The following is a 17456-nucleotide window of genomic DNA, read 5'->3' on the forward strand; positions in this document are numbered from 1 at the left end:
TGACATGGGACCGCCCGTTCCTACTTCGCGGGCGAGAGGTGGGTGAGCACGACCGCGTTCGCGACCGAGGTGTACGGCAGCGGAGCCGCGTACAGGTCACCCTCCGACGGCCAGCCTGCGAAGTCCGTCGTGTTGAAGAACGATTGCGAGGCGTTCAGCACGACGGGGATGTACGGGAGGTCGCGAACGATCTCGGCCTGGATGGTCGCGTAGGCGTCGCGCTTCGTCGCCTCGTCCTGCGTGGCGCCGGCGGCGACGATCGCGGCGTCGACCGTCGGGTTGCTGTACCGCACGTAATTCTGGCCCGAGACCGGATCCTCGCCGACCTTCGCCGTGGACGTGCCCGCGAAGTACTCGCTGTACGTCGAGTAGGGGTCGGCCACGAGGCTCGCGGCGAGTCCGTACATGGCGAGCTGGAAGTCGCCTGCCGAGATCGGCGTCCAGTAGTCGGCGTCCGAGACGGTGCGGGCGGTGATCTTGATGCCGGCCTCCGCCGCCTGCTCCGAGATGAGCTTCGCGGCATCGTTGTAGTCGGTCCAGCCGTCGGGCGAGAAGAGGTCGAGCTCGATCGCCTGGCCGTCTTTGGCGTAGAAGCCGTCGGCGCCCTTCACGTAACCGGCGGCCTCCAGAATGCCGGATGCCTCGGCCGCGTTCGACTCCTGCGGGCTCACCTCGAGGCTCGGGTCGCTCAGCCAGCCCTCGTCGCGCGGGAGGAGCATGAACGTGGGCGTCGCCTCACCTGCGAGTCCGGCGAAGGCCTTCTCGCGGATCGTCGAGCGGTCGATGGCGACGTTGATCGCCTGGCGAACCGCGGGGTCGGTCTGCGGGCCGGTGCACCCCAGCTCGGCCGAGGAGCAGGTCACGATCACGGTCGGGTCCTGCTGCAGGTTGAGTGTGGAGATCACGCCGTCGCCGGTCACCGAGTCGGGGTTCGCGACGAACTGTCCCACCCAGTCGAGCTGGCCGGTGGCGAGGAGATCCTGCGAGGACTGGTTGCTGTCGATGCCGATGTACTGCACCTCCTTCACAGCGGGCTCGCCGTCGCGGAAGTGCTCGTTGGCCGTCACGGTGTAGGCGGCCTCGGTGAAGGACTTGAGCATGTACGGCCCGCTGCCGACCGGCTCGGCGTTGGTCTCGGCCATGTAGTCGTCGATCTCACCCCAGACGTGCTCGGGCACGATCCACGTCGACCCGAGGATGAGCGACGCTCCGGTGAACTGCGGCTTCGAGTAGCTGAGCACGACCGTCGTGTCGTCGATCGCCTCCGCCGAGACGAGGTCCTCGCTCGTGTTCGGCCCGTAGCCGAAGGTGAACGCGACATCGGCGGCGGTGAGGGGCTCGCCATCGTTCCACTTGAGATCGGGCTTCAGCGTCACGGTGATGACGGTGCCGTCCTCGCTGTACTCGTAGCTGTCGCCGAGGAGTCCTACGGGCGGCTCGCTCGAGAGCTGGTTGAAGAAGAACAGCGGCTCGTAGATCGCACCGTAGGTGGCGTGCACGGCCGTGTCGACGTTGAACGGGTTGAAGTTGTTGTTGATGGGCGTGGCGCTGCCGGCCCAGACGCGGAGCGGCCGTGAATCCGCGCCGGCCTCCGCAGAGGGGCTGCACCCCGTCAGGGCGAGCGCGAGGGCGGCCGCGCCCGCGGCGACAGTCGCGGCGATGGAGCGTTTCGGTCGACGAATCATCGTTCCTTCTTTCTCGTGCTTCATTGCTGGGAAGGAGCGCCGCGACAAGCAGGACACGGGCTCGGGGGCGTTACTGGGAAGGAACTTATCAGAAAATGAACTATCCGGAAACTTTATTTACGAATACGAAACGGCAGCGCCATTCGGCGGTCATTCGCAAGCGTTTGGCGGGGCGGTCGGTGCTGGCGGGTGGGCGCGCGCTCACTGACCACGCTCGGTTGTCTCGGAGGGGCTGATGCGCTGGAGTTGCGCTTCGGTCAACTCGAGGCGGGTCGCGCTGATGTTCTGTTCGAGGTGGGCGATGGAGGTCGTGCCGGGGATCGGGAGGACGTTTGTTGCGCGGTGAAGCAGCCACGCCAACGCGACCTGGGAGGGGGTGGCTTCGAGCTCGGCGGCGACCTCATCAATCGAGCTTCCAGGACGGGCAAGGTCGCCGATGGCGAGAGGGAAGAACGGGATGAAGGCGATGCCCGCGGTGGTCGAGCAGTCGAGCACGGCCTCGTGGTCCCGAGCCGAGAGGTTGTAGTGGTTCTGCACCGCGGCGATCGGCGTAACGAGCTGAGCTTCGCGCAGCTCGTCGATGTTGACCTCGGAGAGCCCGATGTGCCGCACCTTCCCCTGCTCACGAAGTTCCGCGAGAGCGCCGACCTGATCCGCGATCGTGTAGGCGGGGTCTAGGCGATGCAACTGAAGCAGGTCAATCGTCTCCACTCGCAGCCGTCGCAGGCTCAGCTCGACCTGCTGCTTGAGGTATGCCGGGTTCCCGAGCGGCACCCACTCCGTCGGCGAGGGGCGCACATTCCCCACCTTGGTCGCGATCACCAGATCCTCCGGGTAGGGGTGCAGCGCCGCGGCGACGAGCTCCTCGCTCTCGCCCAGCGCGTACGCGTCCGCGGTGTCGATCAACTGCACGCCCAGCTCGACGGCATGACGGAGCAGGGCGATCGCTTCGGACGGGTCCGCAGGCGCATGCCAGATCTGCGCACCGGCCTGCGTGTCGTCACCGGTCGCGTCGGTGAGACGCATGGTGCCGAGGCCGATTCTGCGGACGGGGAGATCGCTGCCGAGAAGGAAGAAGCCGTCAGCGAAGGATGTTGCATCAGTCGTGGTCGTCATGACCATCACCGTAGGAACTGACGCTAGCGTCACATGCAAGTCGCCTCGAAGGAGTCAGCGATGCCCGACCTGTACGACAACACCATCTCTATCGGCGAGCTTTCCGACCGCACCGGTGTCAGCGTCCGCGCGCTGCGTTACTACGAGCAGAACGATCTCCTCGACGCGGCACGCACCAGCGCCGGCCACCGCAGGTTCCGACCCGCCGACGTCGAGAGCGTGCGTCGAATCCGGCTGCTCCTCAACGCGGGACTGCCCCTTGCCATCGTCTCCCAGGTCATCCCCTGCTTCCTGGACAGCGGCGCACGACTGCACGCTTGCGTCAGCGACTACCTTCGCACTCACCTGGAGACCGTCCAGTCGCGCATGGAAGCACTCGACGAGCAGCGGGATACGGTCCGTCTGCTCCAGCAACTCGTCGTCGCATAGTCTCGCACCCACCGGGAGGCGCCCACGTATCCACAGCCGCCCTCGCGCGGCCGGGGAACCTGCGGCGCCGTCAGCGCGCGAGCATCGCCGCGAGCGCAGGCAACTGCGCCGGGTCTTCGAGCGCCGAGCCCACGGCGACCGTGCGAACCCCGGCAGCGAGGAACGCGCCCGCATTCGCGGCATCCATCCCACCGGTCGCGACGAAACGGGCATCCGGGAACGGGCCCGCCATCGCGCCGAACCAGGCGGTGCCGAGCAGCGACGCGGGGAACGCCTTCAGCCACGTGAGCCCGAGCGCCATCGCGGCCTGCACCTCACTCGCCGTCGCGACGCCGGGAAGCGGCGGGAGTCCGGCGGCCACCGAGGCGCGCACGACGTCCGCATCGAAGCCGGGGCTCACCGTGAAGGCAGCGCCGGCGGATGCCGCGAGCTCGACGTGGCGCGCCGACACGACCGTGCCCGCGCCGACGAGGCGGCCCTCGGCTCGTCCGGCCTCGGCGACGGCGGCGAGCGCCTCGAGATCCGCCGGCGACTGGATCGGCAGCTCGACGACCTCGATGCCGAGCTCCCAGGCACGACGGGCGATCTCGAGGCTGCGCGAGGCGCCCAGGCCTCGGAGGATCGCCATGAGCGGCCGCCCTGCGAGGATCTCATCGAATTCGGCGTTCACGATCTCGGTCATCTGCGGCCTCTCGATCACGGTCGGTTGCGGGGGAAGTCGGCGGTATCTGCGAGCACGACCACGGCGCGCTCGTGTCCGGCGCGCAGTCGACCAGCAGATGGAATGCCGTCGAGCAGGGCGGCGAGGTAGCCCGCGGCGAACGCGTCGCCTGCCCCCACCGCCTCGACGAGTTCCGTCTCGATCGCGGGCACGTGCACGGCACCTGCCGCTCCGAACTCGGTCGCGCCGACTGCGCCGTCCTTCACGACGAGGAGTGCCGGCTCGGGCAGCAGCGCCCGCACGTCGTCGGCCGTCGCGCTGCCCCAGAGGCCGGCTGCCTCGTCGAGGCCGACGAACACGACGTCGGCTCGCGCCGCGAGCTCGCGAAGGCGACGCGCCGCGGCATCCGTCGACGGCCAGAGCGCCGGCCGGTGGTTGACGTCGAAGCTCGCGATCGCGGGGCCGGCCGCCACACGCGCGAAGGCCGCGTCGACGAGAGCGTCGCACGATGCCGAGAGCGCCGGCGTGATGCCGCTCAGGTGCACGAGGCGGGCGGTGCCGAGGGGCAGCTCGTCGAGGAGCGCCGGGGACATGCGCGACGCCGCCGACCCGGCTCGGAAGTACTGCACGCCATGGCCGGGATCCTTGAAGTACACGCCCGTGGGCGCCTCGGGGTCGACGCCGACCCAGCGAGTGTCGACGCCGCGCTCGGCGAGCTGTCGCACGAGGCGGCGGCCGAGCGCGTCGTCGCCGACGATGCCGGCCCAAGCTGCGCGGCGACCGAGCGCGGCGAGGTGCGAGGCCACGTTCGCCTCGGCGCCGCCGGGATCGAGGCGGAAGTCGGCAGCGTGCTCGAGCGATTCAGCATCGGCCGGCGCGATGAGCACCATCGTCTCGCCGATGGCGACGACGTCGGGCTGCGCTGCGAGGGTCACGGGCCCTATGCTGGCGCTTGTGCAGATTCGGCGCAAACCGGTTGCAGCATACGCAACACCTTCCCGTCGCATCGCTGAACGAGAGGATGACGGATGCCGCAACCGCGCGTGATCGCCGAGCTCGCCGAGGAGCGCCTCGAGCCGAGCGACAAGGGCCTCCCCGCTCGAGCTGCCGGACTCACGGTGCGCGAGTTCCTCGCGAGCGGCCCCCGCCTCAGCGAGTTCTGGACCCCGCTCCTCGTGCTCGACGAACAGGCCCTCGCGCACAACGCGGCCGTCATCCAGGAGTGGGCGACCTCCCACGGCTTCGACCTCATGCCGCACGGCAAGACCACGATGGCACCCGCCCTCTGGCAGCGGCAGCTCGACGCCGGGGCGGCGGGCCTCACCCTCGCGACCCCCTGGCAGGTGCGCACCGCGCGCTCGTTCGGCGTCGCCCGGATCATGCTCGCGAACACCCTCGTCGCCCCCGCCGGGCTCGCGTTCATCGCGAGTGAGCTCGCCGATGAGGGCTTCGCCTTCTCCTGCTGGGCCGATTCGGTCGCGACCGTCGAGGCGATGAAGCAGGCCCTTCCGGATGCCCCGCTCCCCCGCCCGATCGACGTGCTCGTCGAGCTCGGCGCCGCCGGGGGCCGCACCGGCGCTCGCTCGCTCGACGAAGCCGTCGGCGTCGCTCAGCGCATTGCCGCCTCGCGGTCGCTTCGCCTCGCGGGCGTCGCGGGCTACGAGGGCAGCCTCGGCCACGACCGCTCCCCCGCGGCACTCGCCGCCGTGCGTGACTACCTCGGCGACCTCCTCGAACTGCGCGCCGCCGTACGACCGCTCGTCGGCGACCGAGAGCTCATCGTGACCGCGGGCGGCAGCGCCTACCTCGACGTCGTCGCCGACGTCTTCGCACCGGCGATGGCAGCGGATGCCGCGGCGGGCCTCCCGGCGAGCTGGATCCTCCGCTCAGGCGCCTCGCTCCTGCACGACGACGGCTTCTATCACGGCATCTCCCCGCTCGACGCGGGCGCTGGTGCAGACGCTCGCGCTGGCGCTGCTGCTCGCTCGGGCGGCGCCACCCTGATCTCGGCGATGCGGGGCTATGCACGCGTCGTCTCGCATCCCGAGCCGGGGCTCGCCCTGCTCGACGGCGGCAAGCGCGACTTCCCCTACGACGAAGGACTGCCGGTGCCGTTCGGGCGGGCCGCGCGGCTCGGCGCCGACGAGGAGCCGCTCGTCGGGGCATCCGTCACCGCTGTGAACGACCAGCACGCCTTCCTGCGCTCGGATGCCGCGTTGCCGGTCAGCATCGGCGATGTCGTGTCACTCGGCCTCTCGCATCCGTGCACGGCGTTCGACAAGTGGCGCTGGATCCCGGTGGTCGAGCACCGCGGTTCCGACCGCGTGGTCGACCTCGTGCGCACGTTCTTCTGACGCGCCAGAGCCACCGCACAGCCGCCCACCGCCCAGCCGACCGACCGAAAGAGGAGCCCGTGCCGCACCTGATCCGCAACGTGACCGTCGTCGATGGCGACGGCGCGGGCGCCGCGCCGGCCGACGTGCTGCTCGACGGCGAGCTCATCGTGCGAATCGACCCGGCGGGCAGCGTCGCCACGTCGGCCGGCGACACCGTGCTCGACGGCACCGGGCGACTGCTCATGCCCGGATTCGTCGACGCGCACTCGCACGCCGACGCGCTCCTGTTCGATCCCGACGTGCAGCTCGCGCTCTTGCGGCAGGGCGTCACGACGGTGATCGGCGGGCAGGACGGCGTCTCGTTCGCTCCCGGCGACGGCACCTACGCGAGCGAGTACTTCGCGGCGATCAACGGCCGGCACCCGACCTATCGGGGCGGTGGCGTCGCTGCACTGCTCGCCGGCTACGACGGCACCACGGCGCTGAACGCCGGCATCCTCGTTCCGGCCGGCACCGTGCGGCGTGAGGTGATGGGCCGGTCGACGGATGCCGCGGCATCCGCAGAGCTCGAAGCCATGACCTCGCTCGTGGCCGACGGCCTCGCCGCGGGCGCCCTCGGCCTCTCGACCGGACTCGACTACGTGCCCGGCATCTTCGCCGAGACCGACGAGCTCGCCCGTCTCGCCGAGCCCGTCGCCGCCGCGGGCGGCGTGTACGTGTCCCACCTTCGCGGCGGGTACGAGGCGAACTCGGCCGCCGGAATCGCCGAGCTGGAGGCGATCGCCCTGCAATCGGGCGTCGCCGTGCACGTCTCCCACTTCCACGCCGAGCCCGGCATCGTGCACGGCCTGCTCGACGGGCTCGCCGCAGCCGGCGTCGATGCGACGTTCGACGCGTACCCGTACACGCGCGGATGCAGCATCCTCGCAATGCCGATCCTGCCCGCTGCGCTCTCGGTGCAGCCGGTCGCCGACGTGATCGAGGCGCTCGCGGATCCCGCGGAGCGCGAGGTGCTGTTCCGGTACTGGTTCCCCTCGATCGCCGACTACCCGAGTCTCGGCGCAGAGTGGCCGTCGATGCTCACGCTCGCCCACATCGCGGCACCCGAGTTCGCCTGGGCGCACGGCCTCACCCTCGAGGAAGCGGCGCGCCGCGCCGACACCGACCCGGCGAGCTTCGCCCTCGATGTGCTCGCCACCTCTCGCCTCGAGGTGAACGTCGTGATGGCGGTGCGCAACGAGCGCTCGCCGGCCGAGTTGGCCTCGATCCTCGCCCACACCGGTGCCCTCGGCGGCTCCGACGGCATCTTCGTCGGCGCCCACCCGCACCCGCGGGCGCGCGGCACGTTCGCGCGGTACCTCGGCGACCTCGTGCGCGAGCGCGGCGCGCTGTCCTGGCGCGAGGCGGCGGCGCTCTGCTCCACACGTGCCGTCGACCGGTTCGGGCTCGGCCGGCGCGGGCGCATCCGGCCGGGGTGGATCGCCGACGTCGTGCTCGTCGATCCCGATCGGGTCGCCGACACGGCGAGCTACGAGGCGCCGCTCGGGCTGGCACGGGGCATCGACGACGCGTTCGTCGCGGGAGTTCCGGTGCTCGCGGGCGGCGCGCTCACGGGCGCGACGCCCGGGCGCGGCATCCGGCGCTCATCTGCTCGACGCCCTCGAACCGCACCACCCGAGGAGGCCTGACATGTCGCAGAGTGTCACCCGCGCGGCGCGCATCATCGATGCCATCGCGGCCGACCCGCGCACCGTCGCCGAGCTCGCCGAGTCGTTCGGATTGCATCGCTCGACGATGTTCCGCGAACTGCAGGCGCTCGAGGGGGTCGGCTGGGTGCGCCGGCGCGGCTCGGGCCGCTACACGCTCGGCACCCGGCTCGCGGCCCTCTCGAAGCAGGCGCTCGACTCGCTCGACCTCCGCGAGGCCGGCGCCGAGCACGTGCGCCGACTGCAGCGCCGCACGGGCAACACCGTGCACCTCGCCGCCCTCATGGACCGCTCGATCGTCTACGTCGACAAGGCCGAAGACGAGTCGGGGGTGCGCATGTACTCGCGCATCGGCCGCGAGGTGATCCCCTACTGCTCGGGGGTCGGCAAGGCGGTCCTCGCCGGCCTCGACCGGCCCGCCCGTGACGCCGTGCTCGACGGCGTCACCTGGCAGCGCTACACCGAGCACACGATCACCACGCGCGAGCTCCTCGACCGGGAGCTCGCCCTTGTGAGCGCCCGCGGCTGGGCCACCGACGATCGCGAGTTCGAGGCGTTCGTGAACTGCATCGCCGTGCCGATCCGCAGCCCGATGGGGGTCGTCGGCGCGCTCTCGGTCACCGCGATCCGCATGGTCGCCGACCTCGACGAGCTGCAGGAGCACCTGCCCGCCCTGCGCGAGACCGCCGAGCTCATCTCGCGAGAGCTCGGCTGACCACAGCGGACGCCTCGGGGCGTCCCGCCAGACCAGCGGATGCCGCATCCGCTCGAATCCCACCGGAGGAACCATGTCCAAGACCGCCGTCACTCTCTCGAACGCGCCGAAGCCCGCCGGGCCGTACAGCCACGGCGTGGTCGCGCACGGCTTCCTGTTCACCGCGGGCTTCGGCCCGCAGGACCCCGCGACCGGGCTCGTCGTCGAGGGCGGCGTGGCCGAGCAGACCCGCCAGGTGTTGCGCAACATCGGCGCCGTGCTCGCCGAGTACGGGCTCTCCTTCGACGATGTCGTGAAGGTCACGGCGCACCTCGAGGACCTCGCCGACTTCGCCGAGTACAACACGGCCTACGCCGAGTTCTTCACTGAGCCGTACCCGGTGCGCACGACCGTGGGCTCCCGCCTCGCGAACATCCTCGTCGAAATCGACGTCGTGGCGGCGATCCCGCAGGAGTGACGAAGCCGGCGTCGGAAGCCTGCGCCGACCTGTCCCCCAGCAGTCCTCCACATAGACTGGCGCTTGGGGAAGACACCGGCCGCACGGGGAGGGGCGAGGTGGCGAGCAACGATGCACACGGCGAGGCGCCGGCGATGCGAGGTGATCGCGTCGCGGTCGTCATCGAAGACGACGCCGACATCCGGAGACTGCTCGAGCAGGTGCTCGAACAAGCGGGTTTCGAGACGCACAGCGCCGGAAACGGGCTCGACGGCATCGAGGAGGTTCGGCGGCACCACCCGACACTGACAACCCTCGACATCAGCATGCCCGGGATCGACGGGTTCGAGACTGCGAAGCGCATCCGCGCGTTCAGTGAGACGTACCTCATCATGCTGACCGCTCGCAGCGACGAGATCGACACGCTCATGGGGCTCGAAGCCGGGGCCGATGACTACGTCGCGAAGCCGTTCCGGCCTCGTGAACTTCGGGCGCGGATCGAGGCGATGCTCCGACGCCCTCGCCTCGAGGAACCGCAGGCGGTTCCGGCCACCAGGCCGGTCGAGTCCGACGCGGGATGGCTCGAGCACCGAGGCCTCCGGCTCCACTCCGAGATGCATCTCGTCACCATCGACGGCGACGAGCTCGAACTCACGCGCAGCGAGTTCGAGCTCCTGCACGACCTCATGTCGTCGAGGCGACGCGTGCGAAGCAAGTCCGACCTCGCCGTCGCCCTCCGCGGGGAGGGCTACGTCACGTCGTCCTACGTCAGTGACGCCGACAGGCGCGCCGTCGAGGTGCATCTCGCGAACCTGCGCCGGAAGATCGGTGAGAGCGCCTCGCATCCGCGATGGATCGAGACGGTGCGCGGCGTCGGCTACCGGCTGACGGCCGACGACGCGTGAGCCGGCCGATGACAGGAGCGGGGGGCGGCATCCGCTCACGCCGCCCTGCAGCACCGGTCAGGTGATGCGGCGGGGACGATGCAACCGGTCGAGCGGGCGGACTGCAGAGTATCCACCGGCGACGAAGTCGGTTGCGTACGCTTCGAGTTCGGGATCGAGAAGCGGCCGCGAGAACCGAGCTGCGATCGGTGCCATACCCCGGGGGATGGTCCGGGGGTGGACCTTGGGGGTGGCGAGATCGAACATCTCGGTGTTCTCCTGACTTCTGGTGCAGCGTCCCCGCACCACGCCACGAGTCTCCCCGGGCGACCTCGGGATCGGCGCGAGGATGCGGCAACGTCACCTCAAGATCTCCTCAAGAATTCGCCGTTCGAGTACACCGCACCTCACTCGGCGAGGACGATGGCGTCTCCCCCGCTCTCGCGTGCACTCGAAGCGGCGCCCGATGCGGCATCCATCAGCCGATCGAAGTCGTAGCCGCACCGGTCGGTGCCGGCAAGCCCGATGCTCGCCGACAACCGGATCCCCTGCGCAGCCTCGATGCGGTTCTCGCGGAGACCCACCTGGATCGCCGCGGCATTCAGCGCCGCCTGCTCGACTTGCACGTACGGCCCCACGACGACGAGCGCCCCTCGCCCGGCGATGCCGATGTGCGAGTGCGGCGAGCTGAAGCGCCGGACCGCGGCCGCGAACTCTGTCTGGAGCTGCGTGCCCACCGAGCGCCCGAACGCGGTGTTGAGCGCGTCGAGCTCGTCGAGCTCGACACGCATGAACACGAGCTGCTCATCGTGGAAGTTCGCGCGCTCGAGCCAGTCGTCGACGATCTCCCGGAACAACTCGTCATTGAGGACGGCGTCGGCGTTGTACGAGAGGGCGATGTCCCCTCGGCCCGACATCCGTGGCACGCGCTCGCCCTGGAGGATCACGAGGCTCGGCAGGGTCACGATGATGAGTGAGATGATCACGAACGCCGACGCCTCGGTACCGAGGAACGTCGCGAAGAAGGGGTCGTCGGGTCCTCGCAGCAGGAAGACCGCGGTGCGCGCCGCGTAGAAGAGCGCCACCACGAGGAAGATGACGGTGAGCCCGCGCGCCGTCCAGTTCTCGCGCATCGGCGCCCGCAACGACTCGATCGCCCCGAGCATGCCGAACGTCGCGATGAGCGCGAACATCACTGCGGCGCCCGCCCAGTCGCCGCCACGAGGGCCCGCACCGAGCACCGCCGTGGCGGCTGCCGTGGAGCCGACCACGCCGATCCACACCAGATGCGGTCGCCCGTTGTAGGCGCGTGCACCGCTCCAGAGCAGCGCCGGGCTCAGCACGGCGGCCGCGTTGCCGATCGCGACCGCCCACCACGCGCCCGGCACGACGACCCACGCAGCGTAGGCGAAGGAAGCCAGGATGCCGGCCATGAACGAGAGCGCCCACACGCGGCCCGCGGCATCCGTCTTCCGGAGGAAGGTGTCGAGGATGAACATCACGCCGGCCACGATGGTGACGGTGGTCGTCGCGAGCTGGATCGTGTACAGGTCGATGTTCATGCCGCTCCGGGTCCGGCCACGGGCAATGTGATGATCACGGTGGTCCCGTGTCCTTCTTCGCTGTCGATGCTCAGCCGCCCACCGTGCAGCTCCACGAAGTCACGGGCGATGCCGAGACCCAGCCCGCTGCCATGCACGCTGCCCTGCCGCACCGACTCCGACCGGAAGAACCGGTCGAAGACCCGTGGCAGCTCCGCCTCGGGGATGCCGGTGCCGCCGTCGCGTACCACGATCCACGCCGTGTCCCCATCGGCCGTCACACCGAGGGTCACCTCGCCGCCGGTGTGGTTGTACTTGATGGCGTTCGAGAGCACGTTGTCGACGACCTGCCGGATGCGGAAGGGATCGGCGCGCACGATGGCGTGCTCCGCCGTCGTGACGGTCACGGTGAGCGCCCGCTCGTCTGAACGAGGCCGGAGCGACTCGACGGACTCGAGCACGATCGAGCCGAGGTCGGTGTCACCGAGCTCGAGCTGGGACGGCGCATCCGCTTGACGTGCGCTCTGCAGGATGCTCGCGATGAGCTGGAGCATCCGCTCCCCGTTTCGTTCCATGATCTCGAGGTTGCGCCGTACGCCAGAGGGCAGGTCTGGGTCGTCGAGCGAGAGGTCGACGAAGCCGAGCACCGAGGTCATCGGCGTGCGCAGTTCGTGGGAGACGGATGCCACGAGGTCGTCTCGTGCGCGGACGGCGAGCAGCTCGGCGGTCACGTCACGCGCGACGAGCACGCTGCCGTCGGGCTCGTTGTCGCCGTCGTAGAGCCGCCGCGAGGTCACGGCGACCGCAGCAAGCTCTGCGCCTCCGCGCGGGATCCATGTGATCACGTTGTCGAACTCATCGCCTCGCGCCGCGCGGTTGAACGGGAGCTCGTCTGGCGTGAGCGGGGTGACCCTGTCTTCCGCGAAGGCCACACCGAACCGGGCCGCGTCCGGCACGGCCATGTCGAGCCGGTAGAGGCGTGCGTATGCGGTGTTCATCACGGCCCCGTGCCCTTCGCGGTCGAGTCGCACCACTCCGAAGTCGACCGCGTTCAGCACTTCGGCGATGAGCGATTCCTGGCGGTTCGCGCGGCGCAGCGCGCGCTCGACCTGTCCGGCCTGCGTGCGCAGGAGGACGCGCTGCGCGCTGGTGCGCCGGCTCGTGAGCACCGCGCTCGTCGCCACGAAGAGCAGCGCCATCGGCAGCAGCACGACTCCGGGGATGCTTCCCGCGGTGAGCGCGCGTCCCGTGATGATCTCGGTGAGCCAGACGAGTCCCGCCGACGACGACACCGCGATCACGGCGCCCCGCAGGCCGAAGTAGCTCGCGAGCCAGAGTGTCGGGAACACCCACAGCAGCCCGACGCCCGTGGCCGGATCCCCGAGCCGCATGAGCCCGACGGCGACGATGTCGATGATGGGCACGAGCATGACGAGATCGTGAGGCAGGCGATGCCACGGGATGACCACGGTCACCCCGGTCACGACGAACGCCACACCGACTCCGTAGAGCATGAGCGGCCGCGACGCGGACTCGGGCAGGAACACCAGGAGCGTGAAGACGAAGACGACGACCACCGCGCCGAACAGCAGCTGCGACAGGATCACGGATCGATCGAGCGTCGCGGCCGCGCTGCCGCGGCGAGGTTCACCCGTTCCCCCCATGCGATGAGCCTAACGGGGACACGCGGCGCGGGCAGGTAGATTGCCGGGACAGCCGACAGCGGACAGCGGCTGCGACTGGGGCTGCGACTGCGGTCAGAGGCCGAGACGCTCGAGCTCGGCGTCCATCCTGCGGGCGAGTTCGGCGTAGCCGTCGTCATTCGGGTGGATCACGTCGGACGACATCCACTCCGGGTGGCCCTCGAGCCAGTGCGACGCGCCCGCGATGTAGTCGGCATCCACTCGGCTCGCGGCATCCTCGACCCATTCGACGATCTGCTCGAACTCGTCGGGTCGGTCGTCCTGGTACCAGAACGGCTCGACGACGACGAGCCGCGCGTCGGGCAGCTCGGTGCGGAACCGCTCGAGGTCGTCGGCGATCGCCTCGCGGATCTCATCGCCGGCCGACGGCATCGAGAACGCGTCGTTCAACCCCATCGTCACGATGACGACGTCGGGCGACGGCTCGTGGTCGACGATCTGGTCGACGAGGTCGCCGCCGGGGGCGAGTCCGCGATTGTTCACGTAGCCGAGGCCGTCGACGCTCGGATTGAACTCGTACCAGCCGCGTTCGGCGCACACGATCGTCGACCAGCGGCGCTCGGGTGAGCTCGCGCCCGTGCCGCGCGTGTACGAGTCGCCGTAGAAGGCGGCGATCGTCGCTCCCCGTGTGGGCGCCGCAGCAGGCACATCATCTGCCGCCACGCACGCCGCGAGCAGCATCACCGCCGCCGCGACCAGCGCCGAGGCGAATGCCGCCCGACTCCCCAGCGCATGCAACATCGTGGATTTCAGGATAGGCGACACGGGAGGGCTCATCCCCGGCGGCGTGCGACCAGCACGTTCGAGACGCGAGAACGGCCCGCTGCGGATGATCCGCGGCGGGCCGTTCGGTGTCGTCAGACTACTCAGCGACGCTTGGCGACGAGGCGCGGAACGAAGAGCGCGGCGCCGAGCGCGAGCGCGCCGATGCCGACGAAGGGCAGCCATCCCGACTCGAAGCCGGTCTCCGCGAGCTTGTCTCCGGCGGGCGGCACGGTCGGGGGCGGGGTCGGCTCCGGAGTCGGAGTCGGAGTCGGGGTCGGCTCCGGCGTCGGAGCTGCCTCGAACGCGAAGGAGTAGTGGCTGATGTCCTTGCCCGTCGAGTGCGCGATGATCACGGAGTTGGTCGGCGGATCGACGAGGTAGTACTCGGGGCCGCCGCCGCTGACGTCATCGCCGGACTTCACGCAGACGAGCGTGATGACCATGCCTTCGGGAGCGAAAATCTCCTCCGTCGTGCCGAGGCCTCCTTCAGTGCTCTTCCCCGAGTCGAGGTCTTCGCAGATCTGGTCCGACGCCCCCTCCGGCGGGTCGGTCGGAATGATGGCGGCGTAGGCGGGGGCGGCGGAGAATACGACGGCGCCGCCGGCGAGTATCAGGGCAGCACCAAGCGTGCGGGAATGCTTCATGGTCGGGTAAACCTTCGGGTAAGTGAGTTGGGGGCATCCCGACGACGGGAAGACGTCGAGGATCCGTCCGTTCTTGCTTCGGGCATGCGAAGAGCGGTAGGTCTCCCTACCGCTCTTCAACGAACGGGCGCTCGCCCAAACCTACTGATGTTTCCTCACCTTGGGTTCCCCCAAATCGGGGGTGATCCTGCCCCGGTCAGACGGTCGCGGGCAGCTGCAGCTTCGCCGCCACGAGCTCCGCGATCTGCACGGCGTTCAGCGCCGCTCCCTTGCGAAGGTTGTCGTTCGAGACGAAGAGCACGAGGCCCTTGCCGTCGGGCGCCGACTGGTCTTGGCGGATCCGGCCGACGTAGCTCGGGTCGGTGCCGGCGGCCTGGAGCGGCGTTGGCACGTCGGAGAGCGCGACGCCCGGGGCGTTCGCGAGCACCTCGGTCGCTCGCTCGGGGGTGATGGGGTTCGCGAACTCGGCGTTGATCGAGAGCGAGTGGCCCGTGAAGACGGGCACGCGCACGCACGTGCCGGCGACCCGCAGGCCCGGGAGCTCGAGGATCTTGCGGCTCTCGTTGCGGAGCTTCTTCTCCTCATCGGTCTCGTAGTCGCCGTCGTCGACGATCGAGCCCGCGAGCGGGATCACGTCGAACGCGATCGTGCGCGGGAACTTCTGCGCCTCGGGGAACTCGACCGCTCGGCCGTCGTGCACGAGCCCGATCGTGTCTTGCGCGACGGCGGCGCGCGCCTGCTCGAGCAGCTCCTCGCCACCCGAGAGTCCGGCGCCCGACACGGCCTGGTAGGTGCTCACGACGAGGCGCTCGAGGCCGGCCTCCTCGTGCAGCACCTTCAGCACGGGCATGGCGGCCATGGTCGTGCAGTTCGGGTTCGCGATGATGCCCTTCACGGCCTCATCGATCGCGTGTGGGTTCACCTCGCTCACGACGAGCGGCACTTCGGGGTCCATGCGCCAGCCCGACGAGTTGTCGATGACGGTCACGCCGGCCGCGGCGTAGCGCGGGGCCTGCGCCTTGGAGAGCGTGGCGCCCGCGGAGAAGATCGCGATGTCGAGCCCCGTCGGGTCGGCGGTCGATGCGTCTTCGATGACGATCTCCTCGCCCTTCCACGGCAGGGTCGTGCCGGCCGACCGCGCCGAGGCGAAGTAGCGGATCGACGCGACGGGGAAGTCGCGCTCCTCGAGCAGGCGTCGCACGACCGCACCGACCTGCCCGGTGGCGCCGACGACGCCGATGTTCACTCCGTTGCTGCTGACCACGATCACTCCTCCATCACCCGCTCGGCCGGTCGGCCGACGGGAACGCTCATTCCAGTTTGCAGGACATTTGCCGTTGGGGAGGACGCCTGAGCCTGCAAGTGTCCTACGAAGGCAGGAAAGTCATGCAAAGCGGCAGGGATTCGGTGTCGGGCTTCACAGCGAATCGAGCGGATGCGGCATCCGCTCGCCCTCGGATGCCGCGATCAGCGGCCGGTACCGGCGTGCACGACCGCGTCGTCTTCGCCGTCGAGCTCGAACGCCGTGTGCACGGCGCGCGCGGCGGCGTGCACGCTGTCGGCGCGCGTGACGACCGAGATGCGGATCTCGCTCGTGGAGATCATCTCGATGTTGATGCCCGCTTCGTAGAGCGCCTCGAAGAGTCGCGCCGAGACGCCCGCTGCCGAACGCATGGCGGCGCCGACGAGGGAGACCTTGCCGATCTGGTCGTCGTACTGCAACGAGGTGAAGCCCACGGCCTCTTGCGCACTCGAGAGTGCGGTGAGCGCCCGCTGGCCGTCGGTCTTCGGCAGCGTGAACGAGATGTCGGTGCGCCCGGTGGAGGCGGCGGAGACGTTCTGCACGATCATGTCGACGTTCGCGTTCGTGTTGGCGACGATCTTGAAGATCTTCGCGGCGACGCCGGGCACGTCGGGCACGCCGACGATCGTGATCTTGGCCTCGGTGAGATCGACCGCGACACCGGCGATGACGGACTCTTCCACAGTTTCTCCTTCGGGAAGACGCGAGGGATCGTAGACGATCGTGCCCTCACTGTTGTTGAACGACGAACGCACGTGCAGGGTCACGCCGTGCCGGCGAGCGAACTCGACAGCCCTGATGTGCAAGACCTTGGCTCCGGATGCCGCGAGCTCGAGCATCTCTTCACTCGTGATGCGGTCGAGCTTGCGGGCCTTCGTCACCACGCGCGGGTCGGACGTGAACACGCCGTCTACATCAGTGTAGATCTCGCAGATGTCGGCCTCCAGGGCCGCTGCGAGCGCCACGGCCGTGGTGTCGCTGCCGCCGCGGCCGAGGGTCGTGATGTCGCGGGTGTCGCGGTTGAAACCCTGGAAGCCGGCGACGATGACGATGGCGCCGTCGTCGAGCGCCTCGCGCAGCCGAACCGGGGTGACGTCGACGATGCGAGCGGCGCCATGCGTGGCATCCGTGATCATGCCGGCCTGGCTGCCCGTGAACGAACGCGCCTCGTGGCCCATGCTCTTGATCGCCATCGCGAGCAGCGCCATGGAGATGCGCTCGCCTGCCGAGAGCAGCATGTCGAGTTCGCGGGGCGCCGGAATGGGCGTGACCTCATTCGCGAGATCGAGCAGTTCGTCGGTCGTGTCGCCCATCGCGGAGACAGCCACGACGACGTCGTTGCCCGCCTTGCGGGTCTCGACGATGCGCTTGGCGACCCGCTTGATGCTCTCTGCGTCGGCGACAGACGATCCGCCGTATTTCTGCACGATCAAGCTCACGTGGTCTCCCAGGGTGATTGCCGGCGCCGTCGCGCCCGGAGACCCAATCATACGGCGGCGCGTATACGCGCCCGGCAATGTGACGGCGGGGTA

Annotated in this window: 16 protein-coding genes; 6 read left to right on the top strand and 10 right to left on the bottom strand. The window is 69.6% G+C overall.

The features are described 5' to 3' along the window. Positions 1–20: 20 nt before the first annotated feature. Both ESP51_RS05040 and ESP51_RS05045 read right to left on the bottom strand, forming a co-directional pair. Positions 21–1685 (bottom strand): ABC transporter substrate-binding protein, encoded by a 1665-nt coding sequence (locus ESP51_RS05040; RefSeq protein WP_129519805.1) that lies wholly within the window; start codon positions 1683–1685, stop codon positions 21–23. A gap of 201 nt (positions 1686–1886) precedes the next feature. Next, complete coding sequence (locus tag ESP51_RS05045; protein ID WP_129519806.1) at positions 1887–2801, bottom strand: aldo/keto reductase; 915 nt, start codon at positions 2799–2801, stop codon at positions 1887–1889. 60 nt (positions 2802–2861) lie between these two features. Here ESP51_RS05045 and ESP51_RS05050 point away from each other — a divergent pair, with 60 nt between their 5' ends. Next, positions 2862–3230: a MerR family transcriptional regulator gene (locus tag ESP51_RS05050; RefSeq protein ID WP_206737213.1), complete on the top strand. Its 369-nt coding sequence runs from the start codon at positions 2862–2864 to the stop codon at positions 3228–3230. Positions 3231–3300: 70 nt separating this feature from the next. Here ESP51_RS05050 and ESP51_RS05055 read toward each other — a convergent pair whose 3' ends face one another. Next, positions 3301–3912, bottom strand: a complete 612-nt coding sequence (locus tag ESP51_RS05055) for a bifunctional 4-hydroxy-2-oxoglutarate aldolase/2-dehydro-3-deoxy-phosphogluconate aldolase (protein ID WP_129519807.1) — start codon at positions 3910–3912, stop codon at positions 3301–3303. Positions 3913–3926: 14 nt separating this feature from the next. Beyond that, on the bottom strand, positions 3927–4826 hold the full coding sequence (locus ESP51_RS05060; RefSeq protein WP_241842984.1) for a sugar kinase: 900 nt from the start codon (positions 4824–4826) through the stop codon (positions 3927–3929). A 93-nt stretch (positions 4827–4919) separates the two neighbouring features. Between ESP51_RS05060 and ESP51_RS05065 the strand changes: the two genes are divergently transcribed. From ESP51_RS05065 to ESP51_RS05085, 5 genes are all read left to right on the top strand, one after another. Beyond that, positions 4920–6245 carry a type III PLP-dependent enzyme domain-containing protein gene (locus ESP51_RS05065; protein ID WP_129519809.1) on the top strand — a complete coding sequence of 442 codons (1326 nt, stop codon included), beginning with the start codon at positions 4920–4922 and terminating at the stop codon, positions 6243–6245. 59 nt (positions 6246–6304) lie between these two features. Beyond that, the gene (locus ESP51_RS05070; RefSeq protein ID WP_129519810.1) at positions 6305–7915 is read left to right on the top strand and encodes an N-acyl-D-amino-acid deacylase family protein; all 1611 of its coding nucleotides are present in this window, start codon (positions 6305–6307) and stop codon (positions 7913–7915) included. Between the two features lies 1 nt (position 7916). After that, positions 7917–8648, top strand: a complete 732-nt coding sequence (locus ESP51_RS05075) for an IclR family transcriptional regulator (protein ID WP_129519811.1) — start codon at positions 7917–7919, stop codon at positions 8646–8648. A 73-nt stretch (positions 8649–8721) separates the two neighbouring features. Next, entirely contained in the window at positions 8722–9105 is a 384-nt protein-coding gene (locus tag ESP51_RS05080; protein WP_129519812.1) for a RidA family protein, read from the top strand. 134 nt (positions 9106–9239) lie between these two features. After that, positions 9240–9989 carry a response regulator transcription factor gene (locus tag ESP51_RS05085; RefSeq protein ID WP_129519813.1) on the top strand — a complete coding sequence of 250 codons (750 nt, stop codon included), beginning with the start codon at positions 9240–9242 and terminating at the stop codon, positions 9987–9989. Between the two features lie 386 nt (positions 9990–10375). Here the strand turns inward: ESP51_RS05085 and ESP51_RS05090 are convergent, their stop codons facing one another. The 6 genes from ESP51_RS05090 to ESP51_RS05115 all read right to left on the bottom strand — a co-directional run bounded on the left by ESP51_RS05090 (position 10376) and on the right by ESP51_RS05115 (position 17363). Then, entirely contained in the window at positions 10376–11530 is a 1155-nt protein-coding gene (locus ESP51_RS05090) for a GGDEF domain-containing protein (protein ID WP_129519814.1), read from the bottom strand. Next, positions 11527–13173 carry a sensor histidine kinase gene (locus tag ESP51_RS05095; RefSeq protein WP_129519815.1) on the bottom strand — a complete coding sequence of 549 codons (1647 nt, stop codon included), beginning with the start codon at positions 13171–13173 and terminating at the stop codon, positions 11527–11529. The genes ESP51_RS05090 and ESP51_RS05095 overlap by 4 nt, the downstream gene beginning before the upstream one ends. A 93-nt stretch (positions 13174–13266) precedes the next feature. Then, entirely contained in the window at positions 13267–13953 is a 687-nt protein-coding gene (locus ESP51_RS05100) for an SGNH/GDSL hydrolase family protein (RefSeq protein ID WP_129519816.1), read from the bottom strand. A gap of 125 nt (positions 13954–14078) precedes the next feature. Continuing rightward, positions 14079–14621: an LPXTG cell wall anchor domain-containing protein gene (locus ESP51_RS20845; protein WP_129519817.1), complete on the bottom strand. Its 543-nt coding sequence runs from the start codon at positions 14619–14621 to the stop codon at positions 14079–14081. Positions 14622–14817: 196 nt separating this feature from the next. Continuing rightward, a complete protein-coding gene (locus tag ESP51_RS05110) occupies positions 14818–15885 on the bottom strand; it encodes an aspartate-semialdehyde dehydrogenase (RefSeq protein ID WP_422386827.1) in 1068 nt (355 codons plus the stop codon). A gap of 203 nt (positions 15886–16088) precedes the next feature. Next, positions 16089–17363 (bottom strand): aspartate kinase, encoded by a 1275-nt coding sequence (locus ESP51_RS05115; protein ID WP_129519819.1) that lies wholly within the window; start codon positions 17361–17363, stop codon positions 16089–16091. Positions 17364–17456 lie beyond the last annotated feature (93 nt).

Origin of the sequence: Agromyces albus (assembly GCF_004134825.1) — a bacterium.
GTDB classification, from domain to species: Bacteria; Actinomycetota; Actinomycetes; order Actinomycetales; family Microbacteriaceae; genus Agromyces; species Agromyces albus.